We start from the raw sequence: 20,114 nt of genomic DNA, 5'->3' as shown, positions 1-20,114 counted from the left end.
CTATTCGAGCTACTCAACCAGTACAGCATTCACCATGCCGTCCTGTCCTGGTCGACTGGTTATCCTTACTTTGCCTAACTCAGTTCGTATTATTGCGCCCTTGGTCAGAATATTACGGCGAACGTAGTGCTGGTTTGCGGGATTTGCCTCTACTGTTTCAATCTTGGCTACTTTCGTCTCGCCTGTCTTGGGGTCTGTGACATTGGCAACGTCACTCCGGAGAACACGCATCTTGATGCCGCCTCCTCTGACGCGTACTTTCTTTCGCCGAATCTCGCCGATGTGGGACTCTGTAACCTCACGGCCCATCTCGTGCTTTTTCTTGCCTCTCGCCAGTTTCAACCGACCGCCCGTCTTCCTGCGCGTTGATTCACCCTGCCATCTCATCGCTGAACCTCCATATTCTACATTCCATATTCCACATAATAAACACAGAATGTTATTTGTATCTTTCGGATAGTTGGTGTCACAGATGAAACATCTGTGAGTCCGTCTAACTCTTCTAAGTTAGTCGGTGTTGCACCCCAAAGTTTTTTAATTCATCCTGTCGCTACCGATATTGATAGGATGTGTATCAAATGACCGACTTGATGATGACCGTTGCAATGCCATTTAGAAAGAGGGGAAAGGACTGCCTCACAACCAGCGAATTCATATTTGCCCTCTCTCTGGACCTTGGCTGGTTCTCGCCAGAACAGGCAAAAGAAGTTCTTAGTAAAGCAAAGGAGGAAAGTTTAGTATCCATAAAAGATGACAAAATCAGCCCGAGTTTCGACTTCAAAGTAATCGAGATACCGCTGGGCTTCAGACCTGACATGAAAAGTGAGCGGTCTATCTTTGAGCGCATCATCGAGAGGGTCATGACGACCGGGCTGAGTAGAAAAGATGTCATTGCATTGGTGAACGAAAAACAAGAACGCATGGCGAAGCTGATTGAGATTGAGGTTTCTGCGCTCCTGGTGGCGAAGGATAGAGGTGCCGACATCGAAGACCTGGCGGATGAGGTGTATCAGTCGTTGATTGAATGTAAAAGTGAAAGTAGGTGAACAAAATCAGATTTGAGGTTAGATCGACGTTGGATGTTATGATCAGAACCACTGAGGAGTACTGGGAGCTCATCACCGAATTAAAACACCCCATAATTAAAAAGTATGAAAATGAGGTTAAAGAGACGCTTCAAGATCCAGACGAGGTTAGAGTAAGCAAGAAAGATTCCACAGTTTTCCTATACTATAAACAGTATAGAAGGTTAAAGATGCGTTATATTTGCGTGTTGACCAAACGATTAAATAGTGAGGGATTCATAATTAGTGCATACCTCGCAGACAAAATAAAGAAGGGGAACATCATATGGCAAAAGAAGTCCTAGTAATATTTGATAAAGTTGGAAATACGTTGGATGTGTGGTTTGGTGAGCCTAAGGAAGCAGTTTGTGAGGAAACCGAAGAAGAGTTTCTGATCAAAAAAGACATCAAGACGGGCGAGGTCATCGGTTTTGAAAAATTTAACGTCATGCCAGAAGGAGAGGTCCCTCCAGTCAAAGTTTTGATAAAAACTTTGTACTCAAAGTTTTGATAAAAACTTTGTACTCAAAGTTTTGATAAAAACTTTGTACTCAAAGTTTTGATAAAATCAGGCACAGAATATCTCACGGCGTAGTATGTAAAACAAAGAAACCTACTTCTTCCCAGTGTCGCAGATGTTTCATCTGCGAGAGTTGTAATCCCTATGGGATTTCAACACCAGCATGAAATGGGCTATCAGCGCCTCCAATTGTATTCTTTCGTTTGCGCCTTCTGTTAGCCTGAAGTCAATCTCGCCAATTTTGTCAAGCAGCTGGACTCTCAGATTGTCCGAAATGTCGCCGAAGTCCATTATTGCCCTGTGAACTTGATATATTACATCTTCGCCAGCCATACCGTGGTCTATGAGCAGTGCATCCAATTTATCCCTTGCCCCCATAAAATCGCCTTTCAGAGATAACTCGATCAATTCGTTCATCTCTCCAGGGCATGCCGTGGCGGTTGTCTGGTATATCATATCTGCATCGATCTTTTTGCCCATAACTGCAGCGGACTGCAGCGAATTTATCGCCTTGCGCATATCCCCTCTCGTCACATATTTGATGGCTTCTATTCCGTCGTCCATGAGCTGCAAGCCCTCTTCTTTTGCAATCTGCCTGATGCACTTCTCAACGGCCTCGTCAGATATCGGCTTGAATCGATATACAGCACATCTGGACTGAATCGGTTCGATGATTTTAGACGAATAGTTACAGCTCAGAATGAATCTACACGTGCTGGTGTAGCGCTCCATGGTTCGGCGCAGTGCAGATTGTGCATCGTGGGTGAGGGCATCCGCTTCGTCGAGAAATATTATCTTGAACGCGGCTTTGCCCAGGGAAGCTGTCCTGGCGAAGTTCTTTATCTTATTTCGCACGACATCGATGCCCCTTTCATCCGAGGCATTGAGCTCTGTAAAGTTGCTTCTCCACACCTCTCCGAACATCTCCCTTGCGATGGCGATTGCCGATGCCGTCTTGCCAACCCCCGGCGGACCAGAAAAAAGCAGGTGCGGCAGGCTGCCGGATTTAACATATGATTGCAGGCGCTCGATTATGGCGTCCTGCCCTAAAACATCCTTCAAGGTCCTCGGTCGATATTTCTCGGTCCAGATTACTTCTTTAATCCTCGTGCCCCCTGTATTTAGTATATCATATTCATATATGTGAGATATAACTTTCCTCGGCGTTATTTAAAACATATGTCATACTGAAATCTTTAATTAGGATACAAGCATTTCAGAAACGCAGCAGTTGAGGTATGGACGTGAAGGAAGAAGTGGCAGGACAATATGATTCACACAAGGTAGAAGAACGGGTTATCCGACAGTGGAATGAGGCGGAGGCGTACAAGCGCACGCGAGAACATCGGAAGGGCAGCCAGCGATTTTATTTTGTGGATGGTCCGCCATATACGACGGGAGCCATTCACCTCGGTACCGCATGGAATAAGATCATCAAGGATGTGGTATTGCGCTTTAAATCGATGAAGGGATTTGACGTCCTGGACAGAGCAGGATGGGATATGCACGGCCTCCCCATCGAGGTCAAAGTGGAGGAGCATCTCGGTTTCAAGACGAAAAAGGATATCGAAGCATATGGTTCCGATCGATTTATCGATGAGTGCAAGCGCTTTGCCCTCCAGAATAAGGAACAGATGACAGCGCAGTTTAAGCGACTCGGCGCATGGCTTGACTGGGATGACCCCTACATGACGATTGATGACGGTTACATCGAAGCTGCCTGGTGGACGATAAAACAGGCACACAAAAAGGGACTGCTCGAGGGGGGCAAAAGGGTTGTCAACTGGTGTTCGCGGTGTGAAACCGCTATCGCGGATTCCGAGGTCGAGTACTGGGATCGAACCGACCCCTCGATTTATGTCAAATTTCCAGTAAGTCGGAAATCGAAGATTTCCCGACTGTCTGAAACTCCAAAGGAGTTTCGACTTGTCGGAGAGGACGACACCCACATCGTAATCTGGACGACAACTCCGTGGACAATCCCTTCCAACATAGCGGTTGCGGTGCATTCGGATTTTAAGTATTCAAAGGTGCGTGCATGGGACGAAAACCGGGACGAGATATTGATCATGGCATCAGAACTGGTCGAGAACGTTCTGAAGGAGGGGCACTATCAGGATTACGAGGTTCTCGAAACAATGCGTGGCAGGGACCTGGTCGGGCTTGAGTATGAAAATCCTTTAAGTGATGTCGTTCCAGCGCAGGCAGGCTTTGAGCACAAGGTATATCTTGCCGATTTTGTGACCGTCGAAAATACTGGATGCGTGCACATCGCTCCAGGACATGGTATGGACGACTTTGGATTGGGTACGGAGCACGAACTGCCCATCTTTTGTCCTGTGGGACCTGATGGACGTTATACGGCATATGCAGGCAAGTATGTGGACATGTATGTTTTCGATGCAAACCCGCAGGTCATAGAAGACCTTGATAAAAAAGGCGTGCTGCTGGCGCATGGAAATGTTACGCACAGATACGGCCACTGCTGGCGCTGTAAAACTCCCATTATCTATCTGGCGACGGAGCAGTGGTTCCTCAAGGTCTCGGAGTTGAAGGATTCGATGCTGAAGGAAATCGAGAAGGTCGAATGGCATCCAAGATGGGCAGGCTCTGCCAGGTTTAAGGACTGGATAGAGGGCGCCAGAGATTGGTGCATATCGCGCCAGAGATACTGGGGCATCCCGCTGCCGATATGGATATGCGAGTGCGGTAGCATGGACGTGATCGGAACGCGTGATGAGCTCGAGAAAAGGGCAGGCGACCTTCCTGACGATATGGAACTGCATCGACCAGACCTGGATAAAATCCGTTTAAAATGTCCAAAATGCACCGAGGATATGCGCAGAGTGGAGGACGTTTTCGACGTCTGGTTCGATTCAGCGATTGCTTCATGGGCTGGGCTGGACTTCCCGCACAAATCAGGGGCGTTCGATACATGGTGGCCTGCGGACTTCATCACCGAGGGACATGACCAGACGAGAGGGTGGTTCTATTCGCAGCTTGGCGCATCCATGATAGCGTTTGGCCGGGCGCCCTACAAGAGCGTGTTAATGCACGGCTTCACGCTGGACGACCTCGGCAGGAAGATGTCCAAAAGTATGGGGAATGTGGTGACGCCAGAGGATGTCATCAACAGGTACGGCGCGGATACGCTGCGCTTTTATGTCCTTTCATCAAACGCGCCGTGGGAAGACCTTCGATTTATCATAGAGGATGTCCAGAATGCGCATCGCATGTTGAACATTCTATGGAACGTGTATCGCTTTCCGCTTCCCTATATGGCGCTTGACAATTTCGACCCCTCTGCTGTGTCGTCGGAATCCGTGAAATCACATCTCAGGATTGAGGATAAATGGGTCCTATCAAAGGTTAATTCGCTGATTTTAGAAGTAGAGGATGCGATGGCCAGGTATGAGCTGCACCGAGCGACCAGAGCGCTCCAGAATTTCATAGTGGAGGATTTGTCGCGCTGGTACATCAGATTGATACGCCCGAGGATGTGGATAGAGGAAGATGACCCAGACAAGTTCGCGGCATATCGCACGATATGGGCTGTGACGGATACCATTGTCAAGCTGATGGCGCCCTTTACGCCGTTCATTGCAGAGGACATCTACCAGAACGTGAGTCATGAAGGCGATGTCGCAATGCGGCTGCCTACCGTGCATATGTGCGACTGGACGGTCGCAGACAAAAAGTCGATAAATAAAACTCTTGAAGCGCATATGGATGTCGCACGGAGGGTGGTTGAAGCCGCCTCGAATGCGCGCCAGAAGGCCAAGCGGAAGCTGAGGTGGCCTGTGAAGGTAATCGTGATAGCGCCAGATAACGACGCCGTGAACAAGGCGGTCAAATCACTTGAAAGCGTTATCAAGGAGCAGGCAAATACAAAGGAGCTCATCGTACTCGAGGCGGGAGAGGAGTGGGAGGAGCTCGGACTCAAGGTCGTTCCGAACCCCAATCGCATCGGACCGGAGTTCAAGGGAAGGGCTGGCAAGGTCATCGATGCGCTCAAAAAGATCGATGGCAGGGTAGTAAAAAGGAAAATTGCTAGGGGATACGAACTCAAACTACCTGACGGTGAGGTCCTCATCACCGAGGAGATGGTTGGATTTGAGGAGAGCGTTCCCGAACACATCAGCGTGGCAGAGTTCTCTGGCGGGCGCATATACGTGGATGTCGAGTTGACCGATGAACTCATTGCAGAGGGGTATGCCAGAGAGGTCATCAGACGCATTCAGGACATGCGACGCGAGCTGAACCTCGATATGATGGACAAAATAGACGTGTCCATGAGAATCCAGGATGGGCGAGTGGTTGGTTTAATGAGTGCATGGAGAGATTTCATCTCAGGCGAGGTCAGGGCAGAGAGTCTGAATATGGGCATAGATATCACGATAAAAGGCGATTTGGTAAAGAAATGGACCATAGAAAACATCGAGATGGAGTTTGGGATTGGGAAATGCGAGATGAAATAATATCACGCCTTAACAACATACGACACACGTTACATGCGGTTGAAAAAGAGTCCCTTGAAAATATCACTGCTGAAGAACTAGAGCAAGCCCTGAAACAAGATTTTGATGTTATCGAGGAACATCCAGATGATCCCAGAGGGGCCAGCTGCCTCTTGCTGTGCTCGATACACAAATCACCCATACATGTAGTATGCGCGCCCCATGAGGATGCATTGATTATCATAATAGTTTATAGGCCAGACTTAAATATATGGAAAGATGACTATAAACAAAGGAGAAGCGTGAAATGAAGACCTGCTATTCGTGTGGCGGCAAAGTCGAAAAGAAACTCGTCGAAGTTGAGATTAGAGGTGTTTCCGTAAGAGAGATGCCTGCAGAGGTGTGTACGCAGTGCGGCGAGAAGTATTTTGATACTAAGACCGCCACGTTCATTCAAAGGATCACATCATATGTCTCCAGCAAACGAAGAGAATATCTAGCGGATGTACTACAAGAAGCATCGAGTTAGTGACATGGTTTTTTGTATTTTGGTTCAGGGCTACTGATATGACTGTTGAAAAATTCGTTGATGTTGAAATTCCAAAGGAATTACAACTCTCGCAGTTCTCCGAACTGCGACAGACAGAAGAGTGGTGGAACGATTAAAACGATGATCAAGATCAGGACGCCATCGAGGATACATATCACGCTGATCGACTTAAACGGGGCGCTGGGAAGGGTGGACGGCGGCATTGGCATCACATTAGACCAGCCATCTCTCATCCTCTCTGCAGAAAAAGCCGACGGAGTGACAGTAGAGGGCGACAGCGCCCTGTGCGAACGCGTGAGGAGGAGCGCTGAAATGATAGCAGGTGGAGACAGGGGTGCACATATCACCATCGAGGAGGATATACTCTCACACGTGGGTCTGGGCTCCGGCACCCAGGCATCTCTCGCTGCGGGAATGGCTGTAAATATGTTATACGACCTCGGATTGTCCGTCTATGAGCTGGCGAAGATTGTCAAGAGGGGCGGCACATCTGGCATAGGCGTTGCTGCATTCGAGCAGGGAGGATTTATCCTCGATGGCGGGCACAAATTCGAGGAGAAAGGATTTAAGCCATCAGCAGTTAGTCATGCTTCACCACCTCCAGTGCTGATAAGGCACGATTTTCCAGACTGGGATATCGTGCTGGCCATTCCAAATCTGCAGGGAGCGTCTGGTGTGAGGGAGGTCGACATATTTCAAAGAGAATGTCCGATTCCCATAAGGGAGGTACAAGCCGTCTCGCATGTGATACTCATGGAATTGCTGCCTGCCCTATTTGAGGAGGATTTGACGACCTTCGGGTCCGCGATTAATCGAATCCAAGATATCGGCTTTAAGCGAAGGGAAATCGAGCTCCAGCCGATTGCCAGGGAAATAATGGACGTGATGCTTCAGAACGGCGCAGCAGGCGCTGGGATGAGTTCCTTTGGCCCACTCGTGTATGGAATTGCCGATCAACCCTCTGGACTTCAGGATGCCGTAAAGGAGCATCTGAAAACTAGTATTGGAGGCGACGTCATGACCGTACGTGCAAGAAACACTGGAGCATCAATAAGGTTTATATAAATGTTGAAACCCTTTCAGGGTTACAACTCTCGCAGAGGTCACAGATCGAAGATCTGTGAGTCCGTCTAACTCTTCTGAGTTAGTCGGTGTTGAATTTCCGAAGGAAATACAACTCTCACAGTTCTCCGAACTGTGACATGTTCCATCTGCGACATACACAAAATAATAAGAGGGCTACAATGGTCAGAAAACCAGCAAGAATGTATCGGGCACTTAAGGATCGTGCATACACCCGCAAGACATATATGGGAGGCATTCCAGGGAGCAAGATAGTCCAGTTTGACATGGGCAATCTGACCGATGAATTTCCTGTATCTCTGACGCTGATGGTGATGGAGGCGTGTCAGGTCAGGGATAGCTCTCTCGAGGCGGCGCGCGTCTCTGCAAACCGACTATTACTCAAAGAGGTGGGGCGTTTAAACTACCATCTCAAACTAAATGTGTTTCCTCATCATGTTCTCAGAGAGAATAAACAAGCAACAGGAGCGGGCGCAGATCGAATCTCTGATGGAATGCGAAAGGCCTTTGGCAAGGCAGTTGGGACCGCGGCGCGTGTTCACCAGAGACAAAAGATTATGACACTTGGTGTACATCCGCAGCACTTCAACATTGCAAAGGATGCGCTTAGAAGAGCGACCAATAAACTTCCCACACCGTGTCGAATCGTCGTAGATAAGGGCGAAGAGTTAATCAAATCAAAGGGGACGTAAGTTTGGGAGATTATGAGGCATTTTTGGACCGTGCGCTCAAGCAAGCACCAGCTACAAAAACCGATATGGCCCGCTTCGTCATACCTGCACCAAAAATACTGTTAGAGGGCAGGATGACGATCCTCGATAATTTTAAAGAAATAGTTGATGTTCTAAATAGAGATGCAGACCACCTCATAAAATATCTGCTCAGAGAAATCGGTACTGCTGGCAAGGTCGAAGGGAATCGGACGATATTTCAGGGACGTTTTTCAGCAGACGTCATCAAGTCGCACATAGATAATTATGCCAATGAATATGTTATCTGCTCGGAATGCAGGCTACCGGATACGCATCTTGTAAAGATGAACAGGGTATTAATGTTAAAATGCGATGCGTGCGGCGGACATAGGCCCATCAAAAAAAGACGGGCTCAAAAGGCAACTATCGTGAAGGGACTGGAAGAGGACAAGGTCTATGAAGTCCGCGTCGATGCCGTTGGCAGGAAGGGGGACGGCATCGCCAAAATGGATAAATACACGATATTTATACCAAATGTCAAAACTGGAGACATCGTCAAAGCTCGAATTAAGAAAATTTCTGGCAGTCTTGCCTTTGCAGAGCTAGTCGAGCACATCTCGTCCGGCCAATAGCGCTTTTTTAATCACGTCCTCTGCCTCTAACCTGTAGAGCTTGCGAACTCCGTCCTCACACTCTTCCCATTCCACGCCCCTGATTATCACAACAGGGGTGGCACCGTTACCTTCCCCCATCAACAGATTGGCAAAGCCCGCCAGCTCATCTACGATGGCTTCGTTGGTCGCCTTCAGTTCCCTGCCAAACAGGTCTTTTTTTCCCTTCCATGCCCTCATGGCAGGAACTCCTGCGCATCCAACCGCAACACCTGTCTGTCCAATCCTGAACGGGCGCCCGCACGTATCCGTGATGACGATGCCAACGCGCTTTCCAGTTCTATCGAAGATGACGTCTTTAATCCTCTTTGCGCTTGCGTCAGGATTCTCTGGCAACGGCACTATGAAACCATCTTCGACATTGGACCTGTCGACCCCGGCATTCACGCAGGTATGTCCGCATTTTATCTTAGTCAGCATAAAAGGAGCTTCAATCAACATCTCATCGCTCTCATCCAGAACGGCCTGAACAAATCTTGGGTCTTCCTGATTTATATGCGCAATGCGATTGGCATCCTCTCTTGGCGCGATATCATCCAGTGCAAGGACCCGCCCCTCGGACTTGGATACGATCGTTGAGGCGATTAGCACTATATCAACATGCTCCAGTTGCGCTAATTCTGATATAATCACGCCGATATCATCCCCTTTTTGTATCATGGGGATTCCAGTTACTGTAAATGCCTCGATTCTCAATGTCATGCTCCATTGCCCCATTAATAGATGAGCATATTCATCAGTGTATGACCATCTTTTAAAAAAATCCCTTTTCTTGCCGAAGCTTCGTCAAATGACCTGATGTCATCCGCACCGCCATCCGTCGAGTATATGGCGAATGGCACCGGGTCTGCGGTATGGGTTCTAAGCGAAATCGGTGTTGAGTGGTCCGAAAGCACCATTATCCTGTATTCACCATAGATATTAGCCAACACGCGCCCTACGACTTTTTCGTCAAAATCTTCTATCGCCTTAATTTTGGCTCTGATATCCCCCATATGTCCTGCCTCGTCGGGCGCTTCCACATGCAAAAAGACGAAATCATCATTTTTTAGGGCGCTCAGCGCATAATCTGCCATTCCCTCGTAATTGGTATCCAGGTATCCTGTGGCTCCTGGCACGTTTACGACGTTTAAATCAGCGCACCTGCCGATGCCTTTTACTAAATTTACGTCAGAAATCACAGAGCCACTTATGCCATATAGTTTTTCAAAAGAGGGCATAGTCGGCGCCATCCCCTGTCCCCACAGCCATATCATGTTCGCTGGACTTTTGCCAGCGCTCACGCGTCTGCGATTGACGTCGTGTTCATCAAGGATGGGCATTGAATCGCGCATTAACTTTTTTAGAAAGCCCCCATCACGAGGCAGGTATTTCTCGATGGATTTGTCAACTATGTCGTGCGGCGGAGTGCACTTCGCACCCTTGCCCTTGCCGTTGCCGAGCACCAGCAGGTGGCGGTAACTGGCCCCTGGATAAAATTTAGTTACCTCGTCCCCCAGTTTTTCATCGATATGTTTGATCAGAATCCGACTCTCTTCGGTTGGGATATGGCCGGCGCTATAGTCGACCATGATTTCATCCTTCACCGTCACCAGATTGCATCTGAACGCCACATCATCTCGGTTTAGAACTACATCCATGCTTGCTGCCTCTAATGGACCCCTGCCCGTATAATATACTCTGGGGTCATAACCGAGAATCGACAGGATGGCGACATCACTACCTGGGGACATTCCATCGGGTATGGTTTTCACAATTCCGTTTCTGCCGTTATTTGCGATGAAATCCATGTTTGGGATGTTGGCTACCTGCAGAGGAGTCCTGCCGTCCAACTCCTTCGACGGTAGATCAGCCATGCCATCTCCAACGAGTACGAGATACTTCATATATATCACTCACATCTTCGTTATGACGTAGATTAAAAACCGACTAAATCAACAGATTTAGACGGAGTTACAACATTTCAACAAATCTTATATATAAATCTTATATATGTAACATGGCAATTTATGGTTATCGATAGGGGAGCCATTATGACTCAGGTTACATTCAATGAGATAGTAAATGCCCTGGCAGTTAAATACTGGGACCTCAAGAAGGGGATTGATGTCAATGAGACAGATGGCAAGATAAAAGAGCTGGAGGAAATTGAGAAACTATTGGACAAGGGCATCGGCGGCAAACTCAGGTCACAATTGGAGGAGGAGGCGAACAGGCTTAGGACGGTTAAAGCGAAACGAGAGGACGCCTCTATAGATATATCGCACGTCACATCTGAGCTTCTCGACATGACATCGGACTTTGCTCCAAGTCTTGACCAGCGAAAGGATGGCATATATCATTATGACAGCGAGTACGAATCGATTTCCGCCCAATATTACATGGCGATAACGGACATATTGTTCAACAAACCAAAACCTGCAATTCAATTTAAAAATGCAATTATGTCCAGCAAAGGAATCGAAATCAATGCCCCTGATGCGAATAACTTAGCTGCATTGAGCGTCTTAAATTACGTTACTACGATACTCCAGGAGTCGGCAAAAAAGATGTTGGGCAGAGCCAACAAGATGGACTCCTCCTGGAAACGACTCAAGGAAAAAGATTATGCGTTTGACGTCTTTAGACGTCTGAACTCAAATTCAGAAATGAGTTTGAAAGAGCTGCAAGACGTCTGCAGTCGCGAGGATGGGGAATACAAAGGGCGCATAACCGACCTGTATGATGAACGTCTTGAAGAGGCGTTGAAGTACCTGACTGAGGACAAATGGGACCCTTATCTCGTTGAAAAATATGGCGATAGATACGCGGTGACGGACTTTGGAAGATGGGTCCAGATGCTCTGTGGCAGTGAGGAGAGCGGCAATGAAGATGACGAGGGAGTAGAAGAAAAATCAACATTGAGAAAGATTACCGAATTTATAAGGAAGCACAATGTCGATAGAACTAAGCACAAATAAGGCATACAATTATCTCAAATCGCGGCTATTTCCCTGGAATTTTCTTCTGGAGCCGGTTGATGACTCGGCAATCGAGCACTATATGAAACTGGCAATTCCAAGAGCAGTTGGCTTATTGAGAAATAATCTGGATGTGGAAAAGGTTATCGCAGACGAGGTGCGAAAGATAGCAAACGATTTTCTCATCGACCCAGGGAATGAGCATGCTCGAAATATTCACGGCAAATTTGCAGATGCCTATCCGTTCGCTTATGCGCAATGTCTGGTCTATGCGATGCTGTGCTGGCGCAAAGGCGAATTTTCAGGTCTGGGAGAGGCAACCGACATCAAGGTGCCCATGGACTTAATTGGCATGAGCATGACATCTCTTAACAACAAGGAGAGATTGATTCAGCGCCTAATGCACCAATATAAGGACGAGATGATTCGCGGGGTGCTGGTGAAGGATATATTGAATCGGCAAATTGTGTTTGGTGACGGCACACCTCTTGGAACCGTATGCAACGTCACCTTTGATACCGACACTGGTTATCTGCACGACATGGTAGTTGAACTGGAGGATGGAATCGACCCGTCAAAGTTTAAGAAGATAGAGGGGGAAACCTACGTGCAGATACCGATTCACTCGGTCAGGCTATCCAATATTTATAATGACTGTATAATCCATGACAACTCCAAAATACATTTATATAAGGAATATTAGTTATATTATATTCAAATACAGTTGATTACAATGAAATTTTTCCTAATTGGTTTTGGACAAGCAGGGGGCAAAGTGGTAGACCTTTTTGTGGAGTATGACAAGAGAACCGGTCAAAACAGCATCGCACGTTCTCTTGCCATTAACACCGCCAAGTCAGACCTCATGGGCCTGAAGAACATACCGATGGAGGACCGCCTGTTGGTAGGACAGTCGATTGTAAAGGGTCACGGCGTCGGCGCTGATAATGAAACGGGCGCAAAAATAGCTACGGATGAAATTTATACGATACAGAGCGCAATCGATAAACGGGGTACCCATCAGGTCGATGGCTTCCTGATCGTTGCAGGCCTGGGAGGGGGGACAGGGTCTGGAGGGGCGCCCGTCCTGGCACGCAGGTTGAAGACCCTGTACAACGAACCAGTATATGGTCTGGGATTTCTGCCTGCAAGAGAAGAGGGAGGATTATATTCATTGAATGCGGCTCGAAGTTTCATGACGCTGGTTAAAGAGGTGGATAATCTATTTCTATTCGACAACGACCTCTGGAAGAAAGAGGGAGAAACACTTGAGGATGCATACAATCATATGAACGATGAAATCGTGAGGAGATTCGGCGTTTTGATAAGTGCCGGCGAGCGGACCAAAAGAGGAGATGTAGGCCAGTTGGTCGTGGACGCATCCGAGATCATCAATACGTTGAAAGGAGGGGGCATTTCCGTTATAGGTTATGCAAGTGAAGAAGTGCAATCACACTCACGCGGCTTCCTTGCCAAACTGTTCCGAAGACGCAAGGCAACCATAAATACGTTGGATGCCACCACCAGGATCATGTCGCTGGTGCGAAGGGCGGTGATGGGCCGGCTGACGGTGCAGTGTGATATCAGAACTGCGGAAAAGGCGCTCGTGTTGATGGCAGGTGCGCCAGACGAACTGAATAAGAAGGGAATGGACAAGGCAAAAGTATTTGTCGAGGATTTGATAGATGGCACAGAGGTCCGTGGAGGAGATTATCCGATTCCAGGAAGTAAACACGTAGCAGTAGTGGTGCTCCTATCAGGCATATCCGACATACCCAGAATCAAGGAGTTGCAGCGCATAGCAATCGAGGCACAGGACAATATAGAGGGGCTCGTCGCCAAGAGCGGTAAGAAGTACGACGAACTGATGGACACGGACGACTCCCTCAAGCCGTTATTCTGAAAAGGGGAAAGTGATGAAGAGATTGGACAGATTGACCGGCAGAACAATTTTAATTACATTGGTCGTCCTCATGTTACTCAGCAGTGCTGTGATGCCCGTTTCAGCACACTTAAATTTCCGTGTGGTCTCCGAAGAGAGTATCCCGGACCGGGATTTGTTGATTGAAGAGCGGGTCTCTCTGGTGGTCGTTTTAAAGGAGGTCACTCCAGCCTTGATTACTGAAACATTGCTGTTGTTGGATACGGAGCTGGACGAACCGATCTGGACGATTATGGTGAACGGCAAGATAGTGGATACTCGCGATGTGCGCAAGTTCAATTTCACCTTCGACCATTTTGAGTATGATACTGTCACTATCAAGCTGGACGGCAGGGCTCCAACGGTTGGGGTGAGGACTTCCACCGCTATAATGGACATCCGACAAATGCACATCGGCCTGGTGGGTCCCAAGGCAGGCGATATAGAGGATATGCATCAGATAAGGGTGAATGTGACCAGCGAACTGATAGAGTATGCGTTGGCTACCATATTCGGGGCTATGGACCAGATCACCAGAGCCAAGAAGGCGATTGCAGATGCCGAAGGTGCGGGAGTGGATGTGACCGGGGCGATTGCGTATCTCCAGACGGCAAGGAATTTCAATAATTCAAGCAACGCACTGTATCATGCAGCGCAAATAAACGAGTCGATTGCGGCGGCCGATAGTGCCCATGCCAGTGCAGTGAGGGCACAACGTAGCGCCGAAGCCGCTGTCGTAGCACATGTGTTATGGGCCAATATAACCACAATAGGAATCGTTTTAGCCATCATCATAATAGCACTGGTCGTCTATTCCAAGAGGCGATGGGGAAGATTGTAAAGACGGCTCTTTTTATAAGTGTGAGGATTTCACATAACTTTCTCCCTTCAGAATTAGCTTCTTGATCGTGTCCGGAGGCAAAACGCCAAAAATCTTAAGTATTACTGAACAGTAATACTATAGTATGGAGTGTAGTAAAATCACAAAAAAGGGACAAGTCACCATCCCCCAGCGGATGAGGAGACTACTGGACATCAAGACAGGAGGAAAAGTGATGTTCGAAGTTGAAGGTGAAAAAATCGTGCTGAAAAAATCCCCAAGTCAGCCAATAGCAGACCTCGTTGGGCTGGGAAAGGGCATATTTGGAAAGAGCATGAATTACCAGATGCGGATACGGGATGAGTGGGAGAGGTGAAGAACGAGAGAAGTAACTGTATGAGGTTGTTTGTAGACACCAACATCTTCCTGAGCATTCTAAACGAAGAAGAAAATTATCACGCAGCGAAGATGGTACTCGAAAACATTCATAAAGGAAAACATGTTGGCTTCACTTCTGTGATATGTATAGCGGAAATCTTAAGCGGGTTCCAATCGAGCAGGGAGATTGAAAAAGGGGAAAAGTTTCTCATAGACATAATGAGCATTAACAACTTCACAATCATCGATGTGGATATATCCATCGCGAAAGAAGCATCGACGATCAGAGCCAAATATAAGGTGAGACTTCCAGATGCGATTATCGTCTCCACATGCAAAGTTCGGAGATGTGCCCTAGTTACAAGGGATGAAGAGTTTAAAAGAATAACGGAAATCGAGGTAAAGTCGCCTGAGGAAGTATGCTAACATCGACAACGAAGCATCAGACACCTACAATAAATTCCTTTTATCCCATCATTGGCCTTTTCTCAAGTCAAATATGTCTCCCCTTTTGGCTAATGACTGTGAAACCAAATCTTTTTGAGTGCTTTTAATGATTTCCCTGTCAGATGCGACAGGAAGTTTCATACAGCGACCTCATACACTCGGCACATCTTCTTATTTCTTATATATATTGATTCATCAATGCTTAGAGTTCTGGTAACTTATTTATACTGCATGATGGGAAAGTAAAATACGATGCAAGCCCACAAAAACTACAACATCCAGATAAAAGGCAGGGTTCAAGATACAGGATTCAGGAATCTGGTCGAAAGTATTGCCAAAAGCCTTAATGTCAGAGGCATGGTCTATAACGATAGTGATGGCACCGTAAAGATCGTTTGCAGGGGAGCAGCTCCTTTGGTCACAAGTCTGGTAAAGGAACTTGAGGACAAATGTGTGAACGTTGGAGCTGCAATAGATGAAGTAAATAAGGAAGAAATACCCTGCGATGTGTACCTGCCCCAGGTATTTTTCAAGGCACCAACAGACGAATTGAGCGATATTGGAAGAAAACTCGATGTCGGGATTGAATCAATTCGGGGGGTCGAGAGGAACACAGGAGCCCTGTTGGGTGGTCAGGATAAAATGATACAAAGTCTGGATTCGCTGACAGAGGGGCAGGATTCGCTGGTTAAGGGTCAGGATAAAATGATACAAAGTCTGGATTCGCTGACAGAGGGGCAGGATAAAATAGTTAATGGGCAAAATCGAACGGTTGAACTTCTTGAAAAGATGGTGAAGAAGCTGTAATTTGTGGTCATGGGAGTTGTACTCGCCATTCTCTGTTCTTTTCGTTCATCGATATTTCAGAAATAAGGCGATGACATCAGGCACGAGTTTTCTGACACAAAACCACAGTTTGACCAAGTAGTCTTCTTATCAAAACAAATCTACAAACTCTTCCACAGTTAAACCGGCCAGCTTAATCAGCTTCCTGAGAGTGCCTCTATCAAGTTCTCTGTGGATTGGTACGGAAAGAGTAACAATAGAGCCAACTTTTTCCATGATTATGTGGCTACCTGTTTGCCTATTTGCACTCCAGCCTGCTCTACTAAACGCTTTAACGGCTTTCGTCCCGGAGGTGACCGGCAGTTTTGTCATAGTGTTTGATTAAACAACTACCTCTACCACTTTATCATGGACACTGAATGCTCTTGCTCTTTGATTTAGAACTTCTAAACAACCCTGGATGGCATCTTTAATATTTTCTAAGGCATCCTCTATAGTTTTTCCTTGAGAAACACATCCAGGCAAGGCAGGGCATTCAACAACGTACCATCCGTCTTCCCCTTCACTTACAATTACTTTAAATTTCATCGTCTTTATCCATACTCGAACCGTTCTTGAGACCATTATCTCTGGGGTTCGGTGATAGTTGTAATCCCTATGTGGTTCAACATACATAAATTTTCGCCACCACCACAAAACATTCCAGAGATAAGGCGATGACATCAGAAATCTTTATATCGGCACACGTTCCACTGTTTTCACATGGTCGACCTGTTCGAAAAAGCCAAAGATATGGTCAAGTGGAAGGCTAAGCCAGAGAGAGTGGAGATAAACGTGAAAGGAATCGACAGGAAAACCTACCTGGAGTTCAAAGCAGAGGCTACCAGAAGGGGTATGGCGGTCGGAAAAGCCGTAACTGAAGCCATGCTGTCGTGGTTGGAAAAAGAGCAAAAACGTCGATGATGACCAAAAGATGGAAAACATCGAGAACATCGACAACCACAAAACATTTAAATAGGTAGGAACTTAACATATCCATAACAACCTCAAGAGGGGTTGGGAGGGCGCTGTAAAAAATAGGGTTTTATGTTTCGGACAAAAACGCCAAAACCAAAGCCTTATAATAGATGACGCCCAAAATGAATAAAACCAAAAGGAGGTTAAACAAATAATGAATAACATAAAAAAGAAGATTACAGCGACATTCTTAACGACACTAATGATACTATCCGTCTTTACGGCGTTTGTTACGCCGGTAGGGGCGACAGGTGCGACACCAGGCGAGAGTCATAATAGGTTTACTCCAGCAGCAGGAGTGGACTATCCGGTGTTGCTCGGTCAAGTCCTCAATCTTACAGATCTGAACGCCACTACCACAGTCACATTTACAGGTATGGTTGGTGCTGCAGCGGGCCACACCTTTGCGCTACCTGTAGGTCCTGCTCCTGCTAACCTAACCATCGTTGACACGGTCGCTCGAGCTATGAGAACTGGCATATATAATGTTACGGCTAATCGATCTATTGCGCCGGTTGGTTTGATTACATTCAGACTATTTGTCGATGCACCAATATTAACAATAGACACACGGTTCCACGGAACATCGGTGACCAGCGTTGCAGAAGGCTCTAATGTGACACTCAACGTGACGACCAACATAGCTGGTGGGGACAGGGGTGACATCATACTCACCGACCCGATTGGCAACATACATAGAGTAGCACCGAACAACTGGACTGTCGCAGGACACTCACAAAATGCTTTGAGAGACATTAACATGACCAACATCAGTGCGTTCGTACTGAACACGACCGGCTTGAGACATGGCACATGGACGATACAGGTCAGGACAGTAGCAGACAGAGCACAGGGATTATCAGCAAGTTCAAACATTGTATCGCTGAGGATAGTTGACCCAGCAGTAGCCATCAGTGCGACCAGGACCGCAATCGTCACAGGAGAGAGGACGACGTTCACGGTAACAGGAGTTGCCGGGCATAATGTCACCATAACCACGCTTCCCACAGGGGAGGCAAGGGTCATTCCACACCTGAACGACTTTACGACAAAGCCGACGGCACATTCAGGTTCACGATGGAGTTCGCCATGGACCGCACATTCACCGTGACGGCTACGGACCGTGTCGCCGTTCCAATGAGAGAGGCATCGATTGTCATCACCGTGGGCAGGGGTTTGGCAACCGTATCCGCACCGACGACCGCCATAATCGGCGAGAGGGTGGACATCACGGGTACGGTGACGGGTAACTTGGGTGCGACCATCCGTGTCATAAACCCGGCTGGCGAGAACGTGACAGTGGTATTCACGCGAGTGGATGCCGCTAATGTCTACAGGCACACATGGGTCACTAGCGGACTACTGCCAGGCACCTACAGGATAAACGTATACGCCACTGACGTATCAGGCATCAAACCATCCCCAGACGCAGTCACTTCGATACGACTGGTTGAAGGCGATTTAGTCGTAAACGTACCGGCAGTCACAGCTGAGAGCGATACCGTAGACATGAGGGTCGATGGTAGAGCACGTGGTGCCCCATGGGTCGGCATGATAGTGGTCAGGAACGACATTTCACGCATAGACTTCAGTGGCAATGTCACCGTCAGGGCAGCTGACTGGACATACGAACAGAGACCGTTCGCAACAGCAGTGACAAGAGGCACATACACCGTGTTCGTGGTACATCCAGGCAGGGATGGAAGAACAGATGTAATAATAGGTGCGAACCTGACTGCGGCTCGGGGTCACTACGCTGGTAGAACAATCGCAGAGATTACATCCATGATTAGGGCTAGAGCAACCGTTGCAGGCAGTGACGACATACTGACCATCAGGGAGTTCAGGGTCGAGAGAGACATCCTGACGATTCTTCCCATTGCAAATGTTACAGTGGGCAGAGACTTGACCGTTGAAGCAGAGACGAACAGGATGGCTGGTAAACTGGCAACCGTAACGCTGACAGGACCTGCTGGGGCCGTCGCACTGGCACGCCCAGTGGTTGTAGATGGTAGGGTGACTGCAGAGTTCAACACAACCGGCTTCGCAATAGGAGCATGGGAGGTTGAAGTCGAAATCTTAGGCACACCAGCAGAACGGACGACCGTACACGTCCTTGAGGCAGTAGTGGTCGTGCCAACGCCTACACCAACTCCAACACCAACTCCGACGCCTACACCAGTGCCAACACCTACACCAACTCCGACGCCTACGCCAACACCCACACCAGTACCAGTTCCAGGATTCGGAGCGATATTCGCAATCCTCGGACTGCTTGCGGTAGCATATCTGGTGCTGAGACGCAAAGAAGAGTAAAACACACCACAAATTGAGAAGGGAGCAATCCCTTCTTCCCTAATTTTTTTATTTTTGACAAACTTTTCAGCGACAACTTTAAATTATGTGACAACAATGTTTTCACGTGGTCAAATGGCAGAAACCAAATACGTAGGATTTAGGATTTCAAAAAACTTTGTGGCAGAGCTTGATGAGCTGGGGAGAATAGAGAAGAAGAGTAAATCAGCGGTCATCAGAGAGGTCTTCGAGGTAGGAATCGAGGAGAAAAGAAAGGAACTGGCACTGGAGTTATATAAAAAAGAAAAAGCCTCTCTCGAGAGAGCGGCGAGACTCGCAAAGCTATCACTACCTGATTTCATCGATTTCATTGAAAGCAAAAAAGTACCCAGAGACATAGACGTTGAGAACATCAAAAAACTGCTTCTCGAAGAGCTCGGTGCAGAGGTCTGA

26 protein-coding genes are annotated in these 20,114 nt (G+C 47.5%); 20 read left to right on the top strand and 6 right to left on the bottom strand.

The annotated features are described in order from the left end of the window. Positions 1-9: 9 nt before the first annotated feature. Positions 10-387, bottom strand: a complete 378-nt coding sequence (locus BME93_05325; GenBank protein ATZ61488.2) for a 30S ribosomal protein S8e — start codon at positions 385-387, stop codon at positions 10-12. A 191-nt stretch (positions 388-578) separates the two neighbouring features. Here BME93_05325 and BME93_05320 point away from each other — a divergent pair, with 191 nt between their 5' ends. Genes BME93_05320 through BME93_05310 form a run of 3 tightly spaced genes read left to right on the top strand, consistent with a single transcriptional unit; the run spans position 579 to position 1,575 of the window. Beyond that, on the top strand, positions 579-1,046 hold the full coding sequence (locus tag BME93_05320; GenBank protein ID ATZ61487.2) for a DUF2240 family protein: 468 nt from the start codon (positions 579-581) through the stop codon (positions 1,044-1,046). Then, positions 1,043-1,369, top strand: coding sequence for a hypothetical protein (locus tag BME93_05315; GenBank protein ATZ61486.2), 327 nt, complete (start codon positions 1,043-1,045; stop codon positions 1,367-1,369). Before BME93_05320 ends, BME93_05315 begins: the two co-directional genes overlap by 4 nt. Beyond that, complete coding sequence (locus tag BME93_05310) at positions 1,351-1,575, top strand: hypothetical protein (GenBank protein ID ATZ61485.2); 225 nt, start codon at positions 1,351-1,353, stop codon at positions 1,573-1,575. Before BME93_05315 ends, BME93_05310 begins: the two co-directional genes overlap by 19 nt. A 129-nt stretch (positions 1,576-1,704) precedes the next feature. Here BME93_05310 and BME93_05305 read toward each other — a convergent pair whose 3' ends face one another. Further along, complete coding sequence (locus BME93_05305; protein ID ATZ61484.2) at positions 1,705-2,688, bottom strand: replication factor C small subunit; 984 nt, start codon at positions 2,686-2,688, stop codon at positions 1,705-1,707. 140 nt (positions 2,689-2,828) lie between these two features. Between BME93_05305 and ileS the strand changes: the two genes are divergently transcribed. From ileS to BME93_05275, 6 genes are all read left to right on the top strand, one after another. Further along, a complete protein-coding gene (gene ileS / locus BME93_05300) occupies positions 2,829-6,062 on the top strand; it encodes an isoleucine--tRNA ligase (GenBank protein ID ATZ61823.2) in 3,234 nt (1,077 codons plus the stop codon). After that, positions 6,047-6,352 (top strand): DUF4258 domain-containing protein, encoded by a 306-nt coding sequence (locus tag BME93_05295; GenBank protein ID ATZ61483.2) that lies wholly within the window; start codon positions 6,047-6,049, stop codon positions 6,350-6,352. The genes ileS and BME93_05295 overlap by 16 nt, the downstream gene beginning before the upstream one ends. Then, positions 6,349-6,570: a YgiT-type zinc finger protein gene (locus tag BME93_05290; protein ID ATZ61482.2), complete on the top strand. Its 222-nt coding sequence runs from the start codon at positions 6,349-6,351 to the stop codon at positions 6,568-6,570. The genes BME93_05295 and BME93_05290 overlap by 4 nt, the downstream gene beginning before the upstream one ends. A gap of 141 nt (positions 6,571-6,711) precedes the next feature. Further along, a complete protein-coding gene (locus BME93_05285; protein ATZ61481.2) occupies positions 6,712-7,656 on the top strand; it encodes a beta-ribofuranosylaminobenzene 5'-phosphate synthase in 945 nt (314 codons plus the stop codon). A 179-nt stretch (positions 7,657-7,835) separates the two neighbouring features. After that, complete coding sequence (locus BME93_05280) at positions 7,836-8,366, top strand: 50S ribosomal protein L16 (protein ATZ61480.2); 531 nt, start codon at positions 7,836-7,838, stop codon at positions 8,364-8,366. Positions 8,367-8,368: 2 nt separating this feature from the next. After that, complete coding sequence (locus tag BME93_05275; GenBank protein ATZ61479.2) at positions 8,369-8,998, top strand: translation initiation factor IF-2 subunit beta; 630 nt, start codon at positions 8,369-8,371, stop codon at positions 8,996-8,998. Here BME93_05275 and BME93_05270 read toward each other — a convergent pair. Then, positions 8,969-9,739, bottom strand: coding sequence for a coenzyme F420-0:L-glutamate ligase (locus BME93_05270; GenBank protein ID ATZ61478.2), 771 nt, complete (start codon positions 9,737-9,739; stop codon positions 8,969-8,971). The two genes, BME93_05275 and BME93_05270, sit on opposite strands and share 30 nt — an antisense overlap. 14 nt (positions 9,740-9,753) lie before the next feature. Continuing rightward, positions 9,754-10,923, bottom strand: coding sequence for a cofactor-independent phosphoglycerate mutase (locus BME93_05265; protein ID ATZ61477.2), 1,170 nt, complete (start codon positions 10,921-10,923; stop codon positions 9,754-9,756). Positions 10,924-11,046: 123 nt separating this feature from the next. Between BME93_05265 and BME93_05260 the strand changes: the two genes are divergently transcribed. The 7 genes from BME93_05260 to BME93_05230 all read left to right on the top strand — a co-directional run bounded on the left by BME93_05260 (position 11,047) and on the right by BME93_05230 (position 16,370). Further along, positions 11,047-11,997: a hypothetical protein gene (locus BME93_05260; protein ATZ61476.2), complete on the top strand. Its 951-nt coding sequence runs from the start codon at positions 11,047-11,049 to the stop codon at positions 11,995-11,997. Beyond that, positions 11,972-12,700: a PRC-barrel domain-containing protein gene (locus BME93_05255; protein ID ATZ61475.2), complete on the top strand. Its 729-nt coding sequence runs from the start codon at positions 11,972-11,974 to the stop codon at positions 12,698-12,700. The genes BME93_05260 and BME93_05255 overlap by 26 nt, the downstream gene beginning before the upstream one ends. Positions 12,701-12,730: 30 nt before the next feature. Next, positions 12,731-13,900 (top strand): tubulin/FtsZ family protein, encoded by a 1,170-nt coding sequence (locus BME93_05250; GenBank protein ATZ61474.2) that lies wholly within the window; start codon positions 12,731-12,733, stop codon positions 13,898-13,900. A 13-nt stretch (positions 13,901-13,913) separates the two neighbouring features. Further along, the gene (locus BME93_05245; protein ATZ61473.2) at positions 13,914-14,759 is read left to right on the top strand and encodes a hypothetical protein; all 846 of its coding nucleotides are present in this window, start codon (positions 13,914-13,916) and stop codon (positions 14,757-14,759) included. A 124-nt stretch (positions 14,760-14,883) separates the two neighbouring features. Continuing rightward, positions 14,884-15,114: an AbrB/MazE/SpoVT family DNA-binding domain-containing protein gene (locus tag BME93_05240; protein ID ATZ61472.2), complete on the top strand. Its 231-nt coding sequence runs from the start codon at positions 14,884-14,886 to the stop codon at positions 15,112-15,114. 20 nt (positions 15,115-15,134) lie between these two features. Beyond that, the gene (locus BME93_05235; protein ATZ61471.2) at positions 15,135-15,542 is read left to right on the top strand and encodes a PIN domain-containing protein; all 408 of its coding nucleotides are present in this window, start codon (positions 15,135-15,137) and stop codon (positions 15,540-15,542) included. Between the two features lie 273 nt (positions 15,543-15,815). Beyond that, the gene (locus BME93_05230; protein ID ATZ61470.2) at positions 15,816-16,370 is read left to right on the top strand and encodes an acylphosphatase; all 555 of its coding nucleotides are present in this window, start codon (positions 15,816-15,818) and stop codon (positions 16,368-16,370) included. A gap of 129 nt (positions 16,371-16,499) precedes the next feature. Here the strand turns inward: BME93_05230 and BME93_05225 are convergent, their stop codons facing one another. Continuing rightward, positions 16,500-16,721 carry a type II toxin-antitoxin system HicA family toxin gene (locus BME93_05225; protein ATZ61469.2) on the bottom strand — a complete coding sequence of 74 codons (222 nt, stop codon included), beginning with the start codon at positions 16,719-16,721 and terminating at the stop codon, positions 16,500-16,502. Between the two features lie 9 nt (positions 16,722-16,730). After that, entirely contained in the window at positions 16,731-17,024 is a 294-nt protein-coding gene (locus BME93_05220) for a type II toxin-antitoxin system HicB family antitoxin (protein ATZ61468.2), read from the bottom strand. An 87-nt stretch (positions 17,025-17,111) separates the two neighbouring features. On the opposite strand from BME93_05220, the gene BME93_05215 reads away from it, so the two are divergent. From BME93_05215 to BME93_05200, 4 genes are all read left to right on the top strand, one after another. Further along, complete coding sequence (locus tag BME93_05215; protein ATZ61467.2) at positions 17,112-17,312, top strand: hypothetical protein; 201 nt, start codon at positions 17,112-17,114, stop codon at positions 17,310-17,312. A 208-nt stretch (positions 17,313-17,520) separates the two neighbouring features. Further along, entirely contained in the window at positions 17,521-18,477 is a 957-nt protein-coding gene (locus BME93_05210; GenBank protein ID ATZ61466.2) for a hypothetical protein, read from the top strand. After that, complete coding sequence (locus BME93_05205; GenBank protein ID ATZ61465.2) at positions 18,456-19,682, top strand: PGF-CTERM sorting domain-containing protein; 1,227 nt, start codon at positions 18,456-18,458, stop codon at positions 19,680-19,682. The genes BME93_05210 and BME93_05205 overlap by 22 nt, the downstream gene beginning before the upstream one ends. 114 nt (positions 19,683-19,796) lie before the next feature. Continuing rightward, on the top strand, positions 19,797-20,114 hold the full coding sequence (locus BME93_05200; GenBank protein ID ATZ61464.2) for a UPF0175 family protein: 318 nt from the start codon (positions 19,797-19,799) through the stop codon (positions 20,112-20,114).

The sequence above is a fragment of the Methanosarcinales archaeon Met12 genome (genome assembly GCA_002813105.2).
Classification (GTDB): domain Archaea; phylum Halobacteriota; class UBA148; order UBA148; family JAJOKI01; genus JAJOKI01.
Note: the sequence above shows the minus strand (reverse complement) of the source record. Positions and strands in the feature narration are given on the sequence as shown.